This window comes from Curtobacterium sp. NPDC089689, assembly GCF_044749145.1.
Taxonomy (GTDB): Bacteria; Actinomycetota; Actinomycetes; order Actinomycetales; family Microbacteriaceae; genus Curtobacterium.
Window position 1 is genome coordinate 73,899 of the sequence record NZ_JBIVHJ010000003.1, and the last position, 14,820, is coordinate 88,718.

General features: G+C 71.4%; 12 protein-coding genes. 7 read left to right on the top strand and 5 right to left on the bottom strand.

Going from position 1 to position 14,820, the window contains the following annotated elements; genetic code table 11:
- Positions 1 to 207: 207 nt before the first annotated feature.
- The gene (glnA, locus tag ACIPYW_RS11965) at positions 208 to 1,632 is read right to left on the bottom strand and encodes a type I glutamate--ammonia ligase (protein ID WP_058724294.1); all 1,425 of its coding nucleotides are present in this window, start codon (positions 1,630 to 1,632) and stop codon (positions 208 to 210) included.
- Positions 1,633 to 1,774: 142 nt separating this feature from the next.
- Between glnA and ACIPYW_RS11970 the strand changes: the two genes are divergently transcribed.
- On the top strand, positions 1,775 to 2,230 hold the full coding sequence (locus ACIPYW_RS11970; RefSeq protein ID WP_400413775.1) for an RDD family protein: 456 nt from the start codon (positions 1,775 to 1,777) through the stop codon (positions 2,228 to 2,230).
- A gap of 76 nt (positions 2,231 to 2,306) precedes the next feature.
- Here ACIPYW_RS11970 and ACIPYW_RS11975 read toward each other — a convergent pair whose 3' ends face one another.
- On the bottom strand, positions 2,307 to 3,020 hold the full coding sequence (locus ACIPYW_RS11975) for a DUF4191 family protein (RefSeq protein ID WP_400413778.1): 714 nt from the start codon (positions 3,018 to 3,020) through the stop codon (positions 2,307 to 2,309).
- 126 nt (positions 3,021 to 3,146) lie between these two features.
- Between ACIPYW_RS11975 and ACIPYW_RS11980 the strand changes: the two genes are divergently transcribed.
- On the top strand, positions 3,147 to 3,953 hold the full coding sequence (locus tag ACIPYW_RS11980; RefSeq protein ID WP_400413781.1) for a hypothetical protein: 807 nt from the start codon (positions 3,147 to 3,149) through the stop codon (positions 3,951 to 3,953).
- Positions 3,954 to 4,097: 144 nt separating this feature from the next.
- Here the strand turns inward: ACIPYW_RS11980 and sucB are convergent, their stop codons facing one another.
- The 3 genes from sucB to ACIPYW_RS11995 all read right to left on the bottom strand — a co-directional run bounded on the left by sucB (position 4,098) and on the right by ACIPYW_RS11995 (position 8,673).
- Positions 4,098 to 5,630 carry a 2-oxoglutarate dehydrogenase, E2 component, dihydrolipoamide succinyltransferase gene (gene sucB / locus ACIPYW_RS11985; RefSeq protein ID WP_400413782.1) on the bottom strand — a complete coding sequence of 511 codons (1,533 nt, stop codon included), beginning with the start codon at positions 5,628 to 5,630 and terminating at the stop codon, positions 4,098 to 4,100.
- A gap of 49 nt (positions 5,631 to 5,679) precedes the next feature.
- Entirely contained in the window at positions 5,680 to 7,053 is a 1,374-nt protein-coding gene (lpdA, locus tag ACIPYW_RS11990; RefSeq protein ID WP_400413785.1) for a dihydrolipoyl dehydrogenase, read from the bottom strand.
- A 156-nt stretch (positions 7,054 to 7,209) separates the two neighbouring features.
- On the bottom strand, positions 7,210 to 8,673 hold the full coding sequence (locus tag ACIPYW_RS11995) for a leucyl aminopeptidase (protein ID WP_400413788.1): 1,464 nt from the start codon (positions 8,671 to 8,673) through the stop codon (positions 7,210 to 7,212).
- A gap of 75 nt (positions 8,674 to 8,748) precedes the next feature.
- On the opposite strand from ACIPYW_RS11995, the gene ACIPYW_RS12000 reads away from it, so the two are divergent.
- From ACIPYW_RS12000 to ACIPYW_RS12020, 5 genes are all read left to right on the top strand, one after another.
- The gene (locus tag ACIPYW_RS12000) at positions 8,749 to 9,681 is read left to right on the top strand and encodes a proteasome assembly chaperone family protein (RefSeq protein WP_400413790.1); all 933 of its coding nucleotides are present in this window, start codon (positions 8,749 to 8,751) and stop codon (positions 9,679 to 9,681) included.
- A 163-nt stretch (positions 9,682 to 9,844) separates the two neighbouring features.
- Positions 9,845 to 11,164 carry a nitrate/nitrite transporter gene (locus ACIPYW_RS12005; RefSeq protein WP_400413793.1) on the top strand — a complete coding sequence of 440 codons (1,320 nt, stop codon included), beginning with the start codon at positions 9,845 to 9,847 and terminating at the stop codon, positions 11,162 to 11,164.
- Between the two features lie 191 nt (positions 11,165 to 11,355).
- Positions 11,356 to 12,642: an RNA polymerase sigma factor gene (locus ACIPYW_RS12010; RefSeq protein WP_400413795.1), complete on the top strand. Its 1,287-nt coding sequence runs from the start codon at positions 11,356 to 11,358 to the stop codon at positions 12,640 to 12,642.
- A 4-nt stretch (positions 12,643 to 12,646) separates the two neighbouring features.
- Positions 12,647 to 13,906 carry a MurT ligase domain-containing protein gene (locus ACIPYW_RS12015; RefSeq protein WP_400413798.1) on the top strand — a complete coding sequence of 420 codons (1,260 nt, stop codon included), beginning with the start codon at positions 12,647 to 12,649 and terminating at the stop codon, positions 13,904 to 13,906.
- Positions 13,903 to 14,676, top strand: coding sequence for a type 1 glutamine amidotransferase (locus ACIPYW_RS12020; RefSeq protein ID WP_400413801.1), 774 nt, complete (start codon positions 13,903 to 13,905; stop codon positions 14,674 to 14,676). Before ACIPYW_RS12015 ends, ACIPYW_RS12020 begins: the two co-directional genes overlap by 4 nt.
- Positions 14,677 to 14,820 lie beyond the last annotated feature (144 nt).

A 14,820-nucleotide genomic window follows, 5' to 3' on the forward strand; every position in this document is an offset into this window, starting at 1 on the left:
GGGGGCCCCCGGCGGGGGGGCGGCCCCCCCGGGGGGCCCCGGGGGCCGGGGGGGGGGGGGGGGGGGGCCCCGGGGGGGGGGCGGGGGGCGGGCCCGGGGCCCCGCCCCCGGGCCTCCAGGCGGTCACCACCACGACCATCACGTGCGCCGCACGCAGGAGGCCCCGCACCGGAACCGGTGCGGGGCCTCCTGGGGTGTCAGCGGGGATCAGACGCCGAAGTAGAGCTCGTACTCGAACGGGTGCGGGCGCTGCGCGAGCGGGAGGATCTCGTTCTCACGCTTGTAGTCGATCCAGGTCTGGATGAGGTCCTCGGTGAAGACGTTGCCCTTCGTGAGGAACTCGTGGTCCGCCTCGAGCGCCTCGAGCGCCTCGTCGAGGGAGCCCGGCACCTGCGGGATGCCCTTGGCCTCCTCCGGCGGGAGCTCGTAGAGGTCCTTGTCGACCGGCTCGTGCGGCTCGATGCGGTTCTGGATGCCGTCGAGGCCCGCCATGAGCTGCGCGGCGAACGCGAGGTACGGGTTGCCCGAGGCGTCCGGCGCGCGGAACTCGATGCGCTTGGCCTTGGGGTTCGTGCCCGTGATCGGGATGCGGATCGCAGCGGAGCGGTTGCCGGCCGAGTAGACCAGGTTGACCGGCGCCTCGAAGCCCTTGACCAGACGGTGGTACGAGTTGATCGACGGGTTGGTGAACGCGAGCAGCGCCGGAGCGTGCTTCAGGATGCCGCCGATGTACCAGCGCGCGACGTCCGAGAGACCGCCGTAGCCGTTCTCGTCGTAGAACAGCGGCTTGCCGTCGTTCCACAGCGACTGGTGGGTGTGCATGCCCGAACCGTTGTCGCCGAAGAGCGGCTTCGGCATGAACGTGGCGACCTTGCCCCACTGGTCCGCCGTGTTCTTGACGATGTACTTGAACTTCAGGATGTCGTCCGCGGCGTGGACCATCGTGTCGAACTTGTAGTTGATCTCCTGCTGGCCGCCGGTGCCCACCTCGTGGTGCGAGCGCTCGAGCTCGAAGCCCGCCTCGATCAGCTTGAGGGTGATGTCGTCGCGGAGGTCAGCCGTCTTGTCGACGGGGGAGACGGGGAAGTAGCCGCCCTTGTACGGGGTCTTGTTGGCGAGGTTGCCGCCCTCTTCCTCGCGGCCGGTGTTCCACGCGCCCTCCTCCGAGTCGACGCTGTAGAACGACTTGTTCTGCGTGACCGAGTAGCGGACGTCGTCGAAGATGTAGAACTCGGCCTCGGGAGCGAAGAACGCGGTGTCCGCGATGCCCGTCGACGCGAGGTACTTCTCCGCCTTCTTCGCGACCTGACGCGGGTCGCGGCCGTAGATCTCGCCGTTCCGCGGGTTGTAGATGTCGAAGATCATGATCAGCGTGCGCTCGGCGCGGAACTGGTCGATGTAGGCCGTCGTCACGTCGGGGATGAGCTGCATATCCGACTCGTGGATCGACGCGAAGCCGCGGATCGACGAACCGTCGAAGAGCTGTCCGACCGAGAAGAAGTCCTCGTCGACCGTCGACGCCGGGATGTTGAAGTGCTGCTGGACACCGGGGAGGTCCGTGAAGCGGATGTCGAGGAACTTGACGTCCGTGTCCTTGATGAAGGCGAGCACCTCGGAGGAATCGCTGAACATGTGTGTCGATCTCCTGTGGGGTTGGGTGATGTCGGCAGGGACCTTTCGGCACCCTCCGACGAGGCTATTGACACCGAGTTTCCCGGACGTGACTGCGTTGTTTCGTGCGTGTTACGCGGCGGCGCTCGCCTACGCTTGGAGCATGGCCCGCAGCACCTCCCCGTCGTCGTCCGCCACCCCGCATCCCGACGGCTGGCCCGGCAAGGACCTCGGGCTCCCGGAGGAAGGGCCGCGCAGCGTCGGACGGATCGGCCGGCGCGTCGTCGCACTGCTCATCGACGGTGTCCTCGCCGACCTCGTGGCCTACGTCACCGGCGTCTGGTCGCCGGTCAACGGATCCGGCGACATCGCGCACTCGTGGATCCAGATCGCCATCTTCGCCGCGCTGCAGGTCCTGTTCATCTGCCTGCTGTCGGGCTCGTTCGGGCACATCTGCGTCGGCCTCCGTGTCGTGCCGCTCCGAGGAGGCTACGTCGGAGTGTGGCGTCCGGTGGTCCGGACGGTGCTGCTCTGCCTCGTCGTGCCGGCGCTCATCATCGACCGCGACAGCCGCGGTGCCCACGACCGGATCGCCGGGACCGTGCTCGTCCGGCGCTGACCCGCCGCGCGCCCTGCACGCAGAACGCCCCCGACCGCGGTTGGTCGGGGGCGTTCCGTGTCGAGCGGTCCGCGGATCAGCGCGGGCGACCGGCGCGTGCCCGCATCGGGTCCATGCCCTTCGGGATGGCGGCGGCCGGGCTCTGCGTCAGCGAGTCGAGCCGGTTGGCGACCGCGAGGACCTCGCTGCGGTTGAGCGCCTTCTTGAACTTGTTCATCGCGCGGGGGAGCTTGTGCAGCGTGACGGCGTCGTCGCCGCCACCGACGTGCACGACGTGGACCGGGACGTTCGGGACGATGCGCTGCACCTTGCGACGCTCCTCGTCCACCTGACGGGTGAGGTTGCCGAGCTGGCCCTCGGTGATGAGGACGACGCCCGGGGTACCGACGGCGCGGTACACGGCGGCCTGCGAACGACCGTGCACGGCCACCGGCATCTCGCTCGAGCGCCACTGGCGACGGAGCGAGTTCGAGAGGACGGCGCCGACGGCACCGGGCTGGCCCTCGATCTGCGAGTACGCGGCGCGCTCGGCGAGGCGACCGAGGACGATGAGGAAGAGCAGGACGCCGAGCAGGACACCCGCGACGATCCAGAGGACGACCGCGAGCCAGTTCTGACCCGGCAGCAGCAGTGCCAGCAGGACGCCGAGGACGACGGGGACCAGGAACGCGAGGGCGAACCACCAGACGGACGTCGGGTCGGCCCGACGGGTCATCTGGAAGACCTGGTACATCTGCTTGAGACGACCCGGCTCCTTCGCCTTCGTGTCGGAAGAACTGCTGCGTGCCATGCACACAGGATACGGCCTGAGCAGGCACTCCGAGACCGGCTCGGAGGAGGCTGTGGGCGAACGGCGTCGCTCCACAGTCGTCCGTGCGGAGACCCGCGCCCGTGCAGCCGGTAGGAGCATCGACGCGTGGACACGGACGAGGAGCGCAGGACCTGGTGGGCGGCCACGTCCGAGGAGTCCTTCGTCGCCTGGGTCGCTGCTCGTTCAGCGGCGACGGAGCGGCACCTCGGACCGGTGCTCGCGGTCGGTCGCAGCGGCGAGGGCGTCCTGGTCGCCGAGACGTTGCGACCCACCGGCCCGTCGATGGCGGCGGCGCTCGACCGTCTCGGCACACCCAGCGTCGGCGTCGCGGTCACCCTGACCACGCCGCTGCTCGACCTGGCCGTCGCCGCGTCGCGCGGGGCGGTCCTGCTCGGACGTGCGCGCCCCGACGACGTCGTGGTGGACGACGCCGGGGCCGTGGTGCTCTGCGACCGGCCGACGGGTGCCGCACCGTTCGTCGCCGGAGCGATCGCCGACACGGGGCTCGTCGAGGGCGTCACCGCGCTGCTGCTCGCCGCACGGGTCGTGTGGGAGCGGGTCGACCCACGGGAGCCCTGCCGTCCGGGCGTCGACGCTGCCCTCGTCGCGGCGCGGTCCGGCGACCCGGACGCGTTCCACGTCCTCCTGGAGACCGTGCGGGCTGCCGGGGCTCCGCGGCCGGTGCGCTGGGATCCGCCGGCGGGACTCTTCACCTTCGAGGAGGCGGCGCCGTCCGCCCCCGGGACGCTGTCGGACCAGTCCGTCGTCGACGCGGCGATCGGCCGGGCACGGGACCTCGTCGAGCGCGGCGTCCCGGTCGGCGGACGGCGGTTGCCGGTGCGACAGGTCGTCGTCGGTGTCGTGGTCGCGGCCGGACTGGCGGTCGCCGCGGTGACGGCGCTCGGCGGGTGACGTGCGGGCGCGGCGGCGCGGTCCGTCCCGTCGGGGACGCGGAACGGCCCCGCTCCCTGGGGAGCGGGGCCGTTCCGTCGAGCCGGGCCGGAGCGCCGGGTCTCACTGCCCGAGGGCTGTGGTGCAGTGCCCGAGGGCTGTGCCTCAGTAGCCCAGGTTCGGGGCGAAGTTGCCCTCCTCGAGGCGGTTCTTGACCGCGACGAGGTAGCGCGACGCGTCCGCACCGTCGATGATCCGGTGGTCGTACGACAGCGCGAGGTAGACGAACGAACGGATCGCGATCGCCTCCTGTCCGTCGACCTTCACGACCGCCGGACGCTTCGTCACGATGCCCGTGCCGAGGATCGCCGACTGCGGGAGGAACACCACGGGGGTGTCGAACAGTGCGCCACGCGAACCGGTGTTCGTCAGCGTGAAGGTGCCGCCCGCGAGCTCGTCCGGCTTGAGCTGGTTGTTGCGCGTGCGCTCGGCCAGGTCGGCGATCGACTGCGAGAACTGCGCCAGGTTCAACGACGCAGCGTCCTTGATCACCGGGGTGAGCAGACCGCGCTCGGTGTCCACCGCGATCGAGACGTTCTCGGTCTCCGGGTACACGATCTCGTCGCCGTCGACCGTCGAGTTGATCTTCGGGTGCGCCTTGAGCGCCTCCGACGCCGCGAGGGCGAAGAACGGCATGAAGGAGAGCTTCGAGCCGGTCTTCTCGAGGAACTCGGCCTTGTGCGCGTCGCGGAACTGCGCCACCTTCGTGACGTCGACCTCGACGACGCTCGTGAGCTGCGCGGTCGAGGTCATCGACTGCACCGCACGCTCGGCCACGACCTTGCGGAGGCGGGTCATCTTCTCGCGGGTGCCACGGAGCGGCGACACCTCGGCGACGAAGGGACCGGACGGAGCCGCTGCGGCCTGACCACCGGCCGCGGGCTTCGCGGCTGCGGCGGCGAGGACGTCCTCCTTGCGGATGCGTCCGCCGACACCCGAGCCGGTCACGGTCGACAGGTCGACGCCCTGCTCGTTCGCGAGCTTGCGCACGAGCGGGGTGACGTAGCCGGAAGCCGAGCCGTCCTGCGTCGGGTTCGGCACGGACGCCGACTGGCCGGAGGTGGCCGGAGCGGCGGCAGGGGCCGGAGCGGCGGCAGGAGCCGGGACGGCTGCCGGGGGAGCGGCGGCGGGCGGCGGGACCGGAGCGGCCTGCGGCACCGGGGCGGCGGCCGGCGGAGCGGACGGCGCCTGCGGGGCGGCGGGCTGCGTCTGGCCGCCCGGGGCGGGCTCGGCCTGCTGCGGCTCGGGAGCCTTCTGCTCCTCCTGCTGCTCGGTGCTCGGGGCCGGCTCGGGCTCGGTGGCGTCGGCCTGGGCCTCGTCGGAACCCTGCTCGGAAGCGCCCTGCTCGGCGGCACCCTGGTCGGCGCCGCCCTCGTCCGAGCCGCCGTCGGAGGAACCGGAGCCGTCGCCGATCTTCACCAGCGCGGTGCCGACCTCGACGGTCTCGTCCTCCTGCACGAGGATCTCCTCCACGACGCCCGCGACGGGCGAGGGGATCTCGGTGTCGACCTTGTCGGTCGAGACCTCGAGCAGCGGCTCGTCGACCTCGACCCGGTCACCGACGTTCTTCAGCCATCGGGTCACCGTGCCCTCGGTGACGCTCTCGCCGAGCGCCGGGAGGTTGACGGATTCGCTCATCGGGTGGACTCCTCTTCGCAGGGGTGGATCGTGGTGGTGGTCATGGTGTTCACAGGGCGTGCAGCGGCTTGCCCGCGAGGTGCAGGAACGCCTCGCCCAGCGCCTCGTTCTGCGTGGGGTGTCCGTGGACCAGGGGAGCGATGTCCTCCGGGTAGGCCTCCCAGTTGACGGCGAGCTGTGCCTCGCCGATGAGCTCGCCGACGCGGGCGCCGATCATGCTGACGCCGACGACGGGGCCGTCGACCACGCGGACGACCTTGACCGAGCCGGACGTGCCGATGATGTGGCTCTTGCCGTTGCCGGCGAGGTTGTACTCGTAGGAGTCCACCTTGTCGGCGCCGTACTGCTCCTCGGCCTTCGCCTGGGAGAGCCCGACGGACGCGACCTCGGGGTCGGAGTACGTGATCTTCGGGATGTTCGTGTCGGAGATGACGACCGGGTTCAGACCGGCGATCTCCTCGGCGACGAAGATGCCCTGCTGGAAGCCGCGGTGCGCGAGCTGCAGGCCCGGGACGATGTCGCCGACGGCGTACACGTTCGGGACGTTGGTGGCGAGGCGCTCGTTCGTCGTGACGAACCCGCGGTCCATCGTGACGCCGACCTCCTCGAAGCCCATGTTCTGGGTGAGGGGGCCGCGACCGACGGCGACGAGCATGACGTCGCCCTCGAAGGTCTTGCCGTCCTCGAGCGTGACGACCACACCGTTCTCGTGCTGCTCGACGCCCTGGAAGCGGACACCGAGCGAGAACTCGATGCCGCGCTTGCGGAACGCGCGCTCGAGCTGCTTCGACATGGACTCGTCCTCGGCCGGGACGAGGTGGGGCAGCGCCTCCACGATCGTGACCTCGGCGCCGAAGGACTTCCAGACGCTCGCGAACTCGACGCCGATGACGCCGCCACCGAGGATGACGACCTTGTTCGGGACGTAGTCCATCTTGAGCGCGGTCTCGGAGGTGATGACCCGGCCGCCGATCTCCAGCCCGGGGAGGGACCGCGAGTAGGAACCCGTGGCGAGCACGACGTTCTTGCCGGTGACGGTCTGGTCACCGACCTGCACGGTGTTCGGGGCGGTCAGGCGACCCCAGCCCTCGACCACGGTGATCCCCCGCGCCTTGATGAGGCCCTGGAGGCCCTTGTACTTGGACGAGATGACGCCCTGCTGGTACTCGATGACCTTGGGCACCTCGACGCCGGCGAACTCGGCGATGACGCCGTACTTCTCGGCGTCACGGGTGCCGTCGGCGATCTCCGCTGCGTGCAGGAGCGCCTTCGTCGGGATGCACCCGCGGTGCAGACACGTCCCCCCGAGCTTGTCTCCCTCGATGAGCGCGACGCTCATCCCGAGCTCGGCGGCCCGGAGCGCTGCGGCGTACCCACCGCTGCCGCCACCGAGGACCACGACGTCGTAAGTCTGTTCCGTCACCTGGTGCAACTCCCTCGTGCGTGTTCGGGACCGGTCAGGCCCCGTGGACACCGCGGCGAGCGGCGTCCCACGGTCGGACCGTGTGGTTCCGGTCCCGTCCCGTGTGGGTCCGGCGGGGTGCGCGCACACGCGGCCGCCCCGCCGGACTCAAACCTACTACTTGGACTGGAGCTCTTCTGCGAGGCTGATGAGTGTCCGGACCATGACGCCCGTGGCGCCCTTGCCGAGCCACCCGTAGCCGCCGCCCTTGTGCTCCGAGGGACCCGCGATGTCGAGGTGCGCCCACGGGATGCCCTCGCCCACGAACCGCTCGAGGAACTTGCCCGCGAGGAGCATGCCGCCCGCCGGGTTGCCGACGGTCGCGTTGACCATGTCGGCCACGTCGCTCGCGAGTCGGGCGTCGAGCTCCTCGGGCAGCGGCATCGGCCAGATCGGCTCGGCCACGGCGTCCGCGATCGAGCGGACCTGCGCCACGAGGTCGTCGCTGCCCATCAGGCCGGTGGTGCGGTCGCCGAGCGCCACGACCTGCGCACCGGTGAGCGTCGCGACGTCGACGATCGCGTCCGGGTGCTCGAGGGACGCCGCGGCCATGCCGTCACCGAGGACGAGACGGCCCTCGGCGTCGGTGTTCGTGACCTCGACGGTCTTGCCGTTCTTGAGCGTCAGGACGTCGCCGGGGCGGGTGGCCGAGCCGGACGGCATGTTCTCGGCGAGGCACAGCCACGCGGTGACCTTCGTGTCGAGGCCGAGCTTCGCGGCGGCGACCGTGGCGGCGAGGACCGTCGCGGCGCCGGTCATGTCGGTCTTCATGCCGAGCATCGAGGCGGCCGGCTTGAGCGAGAGGCCGCCCGAGTCGAACGTGATGCCCTTCCCGACGAGCGCGAGGTGCTTCGACGCGGACTCCGGGGCGTACCTGACGACCACGAGACGCGGAGGACGGACCGAACCGCGGCCGACCCCGGCGATGCCGCCGAAGCCCTGCGCCTCGAGCTCGTGCTCGTCGAGCACCTCGACGGTGAGCGGCAGGTCCGCGGCGAGCCCCTGCGCGACGTCCGCGACGTCGGACGGGCCGAGGTCGCCGGCGGCGGTGTTCACGAGGTCACGGACGGTCGACGCGGCCTCCGCCACGACGGACGCACGGGTCGTGTCGACCTCGACGCCGGCGGGCGCCACGACCGCGATGCGCTGGTCTCCGCGGGCGGGCCCGCTGGTGCCGGTGCCCTTGTGGGCGGTGAAGGCGTAGGAGCCGAGGGCGGCCCCTTCGAGCGCCGCCTCGACGAGCTCGGCGGAGTCGGTCGGCAGGGCGATCGCGATGGACCCGACGAGCGGGAGCTGCCGGACCGCGCTGCCGGCGGCGCTCCGCACGGCGGCGGCGTCGGTGGCGGAGCCGAGACCGACGAGGGCGACCGAGGACGCGGCGACGCCCGTCCCCGGGAGGCGGACGAGCTGGTCCTTCGCGCCGGTGACGCCGATCGCGGCGAGGTCGAGGTCGCCGAGGAAGTCGGCGCCGACGGTGGTCGCGGGACCGCCGTCGACCCCCGGCCGGACACCGACGACGAGGACGTCGGCCTCCGTTCCTGCTGCGGCGGACGAGACGGTGGAGAGGATCGGTCGGACCATGCCCCAACCCTATCCACGCACTGTTCGCTGTCGGCGTGGCCGCTCCTCCCGGGTCGCGGTGCACGCCCGCCTAGCATGGGGACGGTGAACCACCCCGAGGACCTCTACTCGTTCGTCGACGGCGCCCCCGAGGTGCCGGCGGGCCTCCACCTCGTCGCTGCGCTGACCGGCTTCGCCGACGCGGGAGCCGCGGTGGCACAGGTCACGACGGCGATCGAGGGCACACTCGACGCGGCGACGATCGTCGAGTTCGACCCCGACGTCCTGCTCGACTGGCGCGCCCGTCGGCCGGTGATCACGTTCGAGCACGACCACATCGAGTCCGTCGCGGTCCCGCGGCTCGCGCTGTCCCTCGTGCGCGACGAGATCGGTCAGCCGTTCCTCTTCCTCTCCGGGTACGAGCCCGACTTCCGTTGGAACGCCTTCGTCGCCGCGGTCACCGACCTCGCCGAGCGGCTGCAGGTCGTCGACACGACGTGGGTCCAGTCGATCCCGATGCCCGTGCCGCACACCCGTCCGATCCGCATGACCGTGTCCGGCACGCGCGCCGACCTCGTCGAGCAGATGAGCGTGTGGAAGCCGGAGACCCAGGCGCCGGCGAACGTGCTGCACCTCGTCGAGCACCGGCTCGCGCAGTCCGGACACGACGTCACCGGGCTGGTCCTGCTCGTGCCGCACTACCTCTCGGACACCGAGTTCCCCGACGCCGCGGTGGCTGCCCTCGCGGGGGTCTCCGCCGCGACCGGCCTCATCTTCCCGTCCGACGCCCTCCGCGAGGAAGGGCGCGAGTTCCTCGCCCGCGTCGACGAGCAGGTCGGCGGGAACGGCGAACTGCAGCGGCTCGTCTCGGTGCTCGAGGAGCGGCACGACGAGTACATGGCCGGCAACCCGATCGGCTCGCCGCTCACCGGGGTCGACGGCGAGGTGCCCTCCGCCGACGCGATCGCGGCGGAGCTCGAGCGGTTCCTGGCGGACCGGCGCGGGCAGGCGGACGGCACCGCCGACTGACGGGGTGACCGGCCGGCGGACGCGGGTGCTCCGGTCGACGCGCGACGGGCCTCCCGGCCGGTCCCTGCCTGGAGGCACGGTGCACGTCCGTCCCGCCCGTCGCGTTCTCCACAGGTCGCCTCCGGCGGCCGTGGCGCCGCGGCGGCGCCGGTAGCCTGATCGGGTGAACTCGCGCCGTGCCTTCCTCGTCTGGGGCATCGCGGTGCTGGCCTACGTCCTCGCCGTGGTGCAGCGGTCCACGTTGGGCGTCTCCGGCGTGGACGCGCAGGAGCGCTTCGCGGTGTCGGCCGCCGTGCTGTCGACGCTCGCGGTGGTGCAGATTGCCGTGTACGCGGCGCTGCAGATCCCCGTCGGCATCGCGCTCGACCGGTTCGGGCCACGGCGGCTCGTGCTGCTCGGCGCGGTGCTCCTCGTCGTCGGGCAGGCGGTCGTCGCGGTGTCGCCGACGATCGGACCGGCGGTGGTCGGGCGCGTCCTCGTCGGCGCCGGTGACGCGATGACGTTCATCTCGGTCATGCGGCTCCTGCCGATGTGGTTCAGCGGGCGGATCCTGCCCCAGATCTCGCAGTGGACCGGCAACCTGGGGCAGGTCGGGCAGGTGCTCTCGGCGTTCCCGTTCGCGCTCCTGCTGCACACCACGGGCTGGGGCACGGCGTACGGGGTGGCCGCCGGTGCCGGGGCCGTGGGCCTGGTGCTCGCGTTCGCCTTCGTCCGCAACGGTCCGGTGCCGGTGCGCACCGGTGCGATCCCGCTGCCGCACTCGTGGGGCGGGGCGCTCCGGACCTTCGCGCACGCGGTCCGGCGCCCCGGGACGCAACTCGGGTTCTGGTCGCACTACGTGACGCAGTCCTCCGGCACGGTCTTCTCGCTGCTGTGGGGCGTGCCGATGCTCCGCGGGCTCGGCTACACCCCGACCGAGGCCGCCGGCTTCCTCACCGTGATCGTCGTGACGGGTTTCGTCGCCGGGCCGTTGCTCGGTGTCCTCTGTGCCCGTTACCCGCTCCGCCGGTCGAACCTCGTGCTGGGGTGCGTGGCGGTCCTCGCCGTGGTGTGGACGGCGGTGCTGACCTGGCCGGGGCAGCCGCCGACCTGGTTGCTCGTGCTGCTCGTCGTCGCGATGGGCATCGGCGGACCGGGATCGCTCATCGGGTTCGACTTCGCCAGGTCCTTCAACCCGGTCGGCGCGCTCGGCTCGGCGAACGGGCTCGTGAACGTCGGGGGCTTCCTCGCCGCGTTCGTGATGATGTACCTCGTCGGCGCGATCCTCGACGCCGCGTCCCACGCCACGGGGCAGACCGTCTTCGCCTGGGCGAACTTCCGGATCGCCCTCACCGTGCAGTACGTCGTCGTCGGCTTCGGCGTCGCGATGCTGCTGCACGCACGCCACCGGACCCGCCGTGTGCTGCACGAACAGGAGGGAATACGCGTCGGCCCGCTCTGGGTTGCACTGGTTGCACGTCTGCGGAAGCGCGGCGTGCAATAATGACTACCGGACCCATCGGGCCCCTCGTGACCAACCACTCCTCGGAGCGCGCGGAAACCTGGGGACTTGACATGGGTCCTAGTGCTGCCCGGATTGGTAGGACCGGCTGACGCGGGGGACTGCGGCGACGGCCCTGGGCGGCGAGGGAGGCCACGACCCCACGAACGTGGCACGACGAGAGAGGTGATCGCATGGCTGCCCGGAGCACGACGATCGATCCCACGAAGGACACCGAACCCGAGGGCACGGCGGCTGAGTCCGCCGAGGCCGAGGGCACGGCCGCGCCGAAGAAGCGCGCCACCAAGGCGCCGGCGAAGAAGGCCGCGCCGAAGAAGACCACCGCCAAGGGCGGGAAGAAGGCCAAGGCCGACGACGACGAGCTCGACGACGAGCCGGTCGAGCCCGTGGACGAGGCGGCGGACGACGCCGACGCCGACGCCGACGCCGACGCCGACGAAGAGGCCCCGAAGGACACCAAGGCCGAGGCCGCTGCGGTCGCCGCCGGCGCGCTCGTCATCTCGCAGTCCGACGACGACGAGGCCCCGGTCTACTCGACGACCATCACGGGGGCGACCGCCGACCCCGTGAAGGACTACCTGAAGCAGATCGGCAAGGTCGCGCTCCTCAACGCCGAGCAGGAGGTCGAGCTCGCGATGCGCATCGAGGCCGGCCTGTTCGCCGAGGACAAGCTGCAGCACTCGACCGGCCTCTCCAAGCCCGAGGAGCGCGAGCTCCGCTGGGTCGCCCGCGACGGTCAGCGCGCGAAGTCGCACCTGCTCGGCGCGAACCTCCGCCTCGTCGTGTCGCTCGCCAAGCGCTACACGGGCCGCGGCATGCAGTTCCTGGACCTCATCCAGGAGGGCAACCTGGGCCTCATCCGTGCCGTCGAGAAGTTCGACTACACCAAGGGCTTCAAGTTCTCGACCTACGCGACGTGGTGGATCCGCCAGGCGATCACCCGCGCGATGGCCGACCAGGCCCGCACCATCCGCATCCCGGTGCACATGGTCGAGGTCATCAACAAGCTCGCGCGCGTCCAGCGTCAGATGCTCCAAGACCTCGGTCGCGAGCCCACTCCGGAAGAGCTCGCCCGCGAGCTCGACATGACCCCGGAGAAGGTCGTCGAGGTCCAGAAGTACGGTCGCGAGCCGATCTCGCTGCACACGCCCCTGGGCGAGGACGGCGACTCGGAGTTCGGTGACCTCATCGAGGACACCGAGGCCGTCGTGCCGGCCGACGCGGTGGGCTTCACGATGCTGCAGAAGCAGCTCGAGAGCCTGCTCGACTCCCTGTCCGAGCGCGAGGCGGGCGTCATCCGCATGCGCTTCGGCCTCGGTGACGGTCAGCCGAAGACCCTCGACCAGATCGGGGACACGTTCGGCGTGACGCGCGAGCGCATCCGCCAGATCGAGTCGAAGACGATGGCGAAGCTCCGCCACCCGTCGCGGTCGCAGTCGCTGCGCGACTACCTCGAGTAGGCCGATGCGCTTCCTCATCCCGATCCTGGTCGGGCGGATCCTCCGTGCCCTCGCTCGTGCGCGGGGCGGAGGGTCCGCCTACCCCGGCTACATCGTCCTCAAGCTCGTGCCGGACTTCCTGCAGCACGTGACGAAGCAGTTCCCGAACGGCGTCGTCTTCGTGCTCGGGTCGAACGGCAAGTCCACGACGACCCACATGATCTCCGACATCGTGCGGGCGCACGGCCTCCGGGTCTTCACGAACCCGTCCGGTGCGAACCTGCCGCAGGGCATCGCGTCGGCGCTCCTCTCCGAGGTGTCGCTGACCGGCAAGCTCAAGGCCGACATCGGCATCCTCGAGGTCGACGAGGCGTTCGCGGTCGAGCTCGCCGGCATCCTGTCGCCGTCCACGGTGACGATGCTGAACGTCCAGGTCGACCAGCTCTACCGGTTCTTCGAGACCGAGCGCGTCGCCACGATGATGCTCGACACCGCGGCCCTGTCGGCGCGGAACGTCATCACCAACCGCGACGACCAGTTCCTCGACGCGTACGCGGGCACGGCCGGGCAGCAGGTGCTCCGCTTCGGTGCCAGTGCCGAGGTCGTGGCCGCGGCCCCGAACGGCCTGCAGAACGCCGACGACTTCGACCGGCAGGACGCCGTGCCGAACGTCGCCGACGCCGAGGTCGTCGTGAACACCGGCGACGGTGCGACCATCCGGTTCGGCGGTGCGGACATCCCCGTGCGGCTCCCGGCCCGTGGCCTGCACTACGCCGTGGACGCCGCGGCCGCCACCGCCACCGCGAGCGCGGCCCTGGGCGACCAGTTCCGTGCGGACGCGGTCACGAAGGCGTTCGGCACGATGAAGCCGGCGTACGGCCGTGGCGAACGGCTCCCGATCGCCGGCGAGGCCGCCGAGTTCACGATGTTCAAGAACGCCGCGAGCCTCCAGCTGAACCTCGACGCGCTCCCGGACCGCCCCGAGCAGGTCCTCATGGCGATCGACGAGGGAACGCCGGACATCTCGTGGATCTACGACATCGACTTCTCGGCGCTCGACCACGTGGACGTCGTCTCCGGCGACAAGGCGTGGCAGATCGCGATCGCCCTCGAGCACGCCGGTGTCCGCATCGGCAAGGTCGAACCGGACGTCGAGGCCGCCATCCGGCACATGGAGCAGCTCGGCGCGACGTCGAGCGGGACGAAGAACTTCATCGTCAACTACGAGATCATGATGATCGCCCGCAAGGCCCTCGGCCATCCGGACATGGAGAAGACGGCATGACCGCCGACCGGTTGACCATCCTGCACGTGTACCCGCGGCAGATGGGCGTCTCGGGGGACCGCGGCAACGTCGCTGCCCTCGTCCGCCGTGCCGAGACCGCGGACATCGCCACCGAGGTCGTCGAGTACGCGCCGGGTGACACCCTGCCCACCGCTGCCGACGTCGTCGTGATCGGCAACGGGCCGCTCAGCGCCATGCGGTCCCTCGGGGGCGACGTCACCCGGGTCGGTGCGGCACTGCGCGACTTCGCGACCGCGGGCGTCCCGGTGGTGGCGGTCGGCGGCGGGTTCGACCTCGCCACGAACGCCGTCGTCGCGACCGACGGTGCCGACGTCCCGGGCTTCGGGGTGTTCGACGCCCGAGCCGTGCGCGGCGCCGAGCGTCGGGTGAACTACTTCGTGCTCGAGACCCGCTACCCGCTGCTCGGCGACGCCCCGACCCGCCTCGCGGGCTTCGAGGACCACGCGACGCGCATCGAGCTCGGCGACGGCGTGACGCCCTTCGCCGACGTCGTGTCGGGCGGCGGCAACCAGGCGGGCAGTCCGGTCGAGGGTGCGATCACCGGCACCTCGTTCGGCACCCACACCCAGGGACCGATCCTGCCGCTCAACCCGCAGCTGACCGACGGCGTGCTCGCCGCCGCCACCGCGCGGCTCGGTCGCGAGTACACGCCGGACGCGCAGCGGACGGCGTCGATCGACCGGTACGCGCGCGAAGCGCGTGCGACCATCGACCGCTACGTCGACAAGGCGTTCAAGCGGATCGCCTGACGCGACGCGGGGTCCGCACCCCACGACAGACGGGAGGGGGGGGGGGGGGGGGGGGCCCCCCCCCCCCCCCCGCCCCCGGCCCCCCCCCCCCGGGGGCGGGGGGGGGGGGACCCGGGGGGGGGGGGGGGGGCGGGGGGGCGCCCG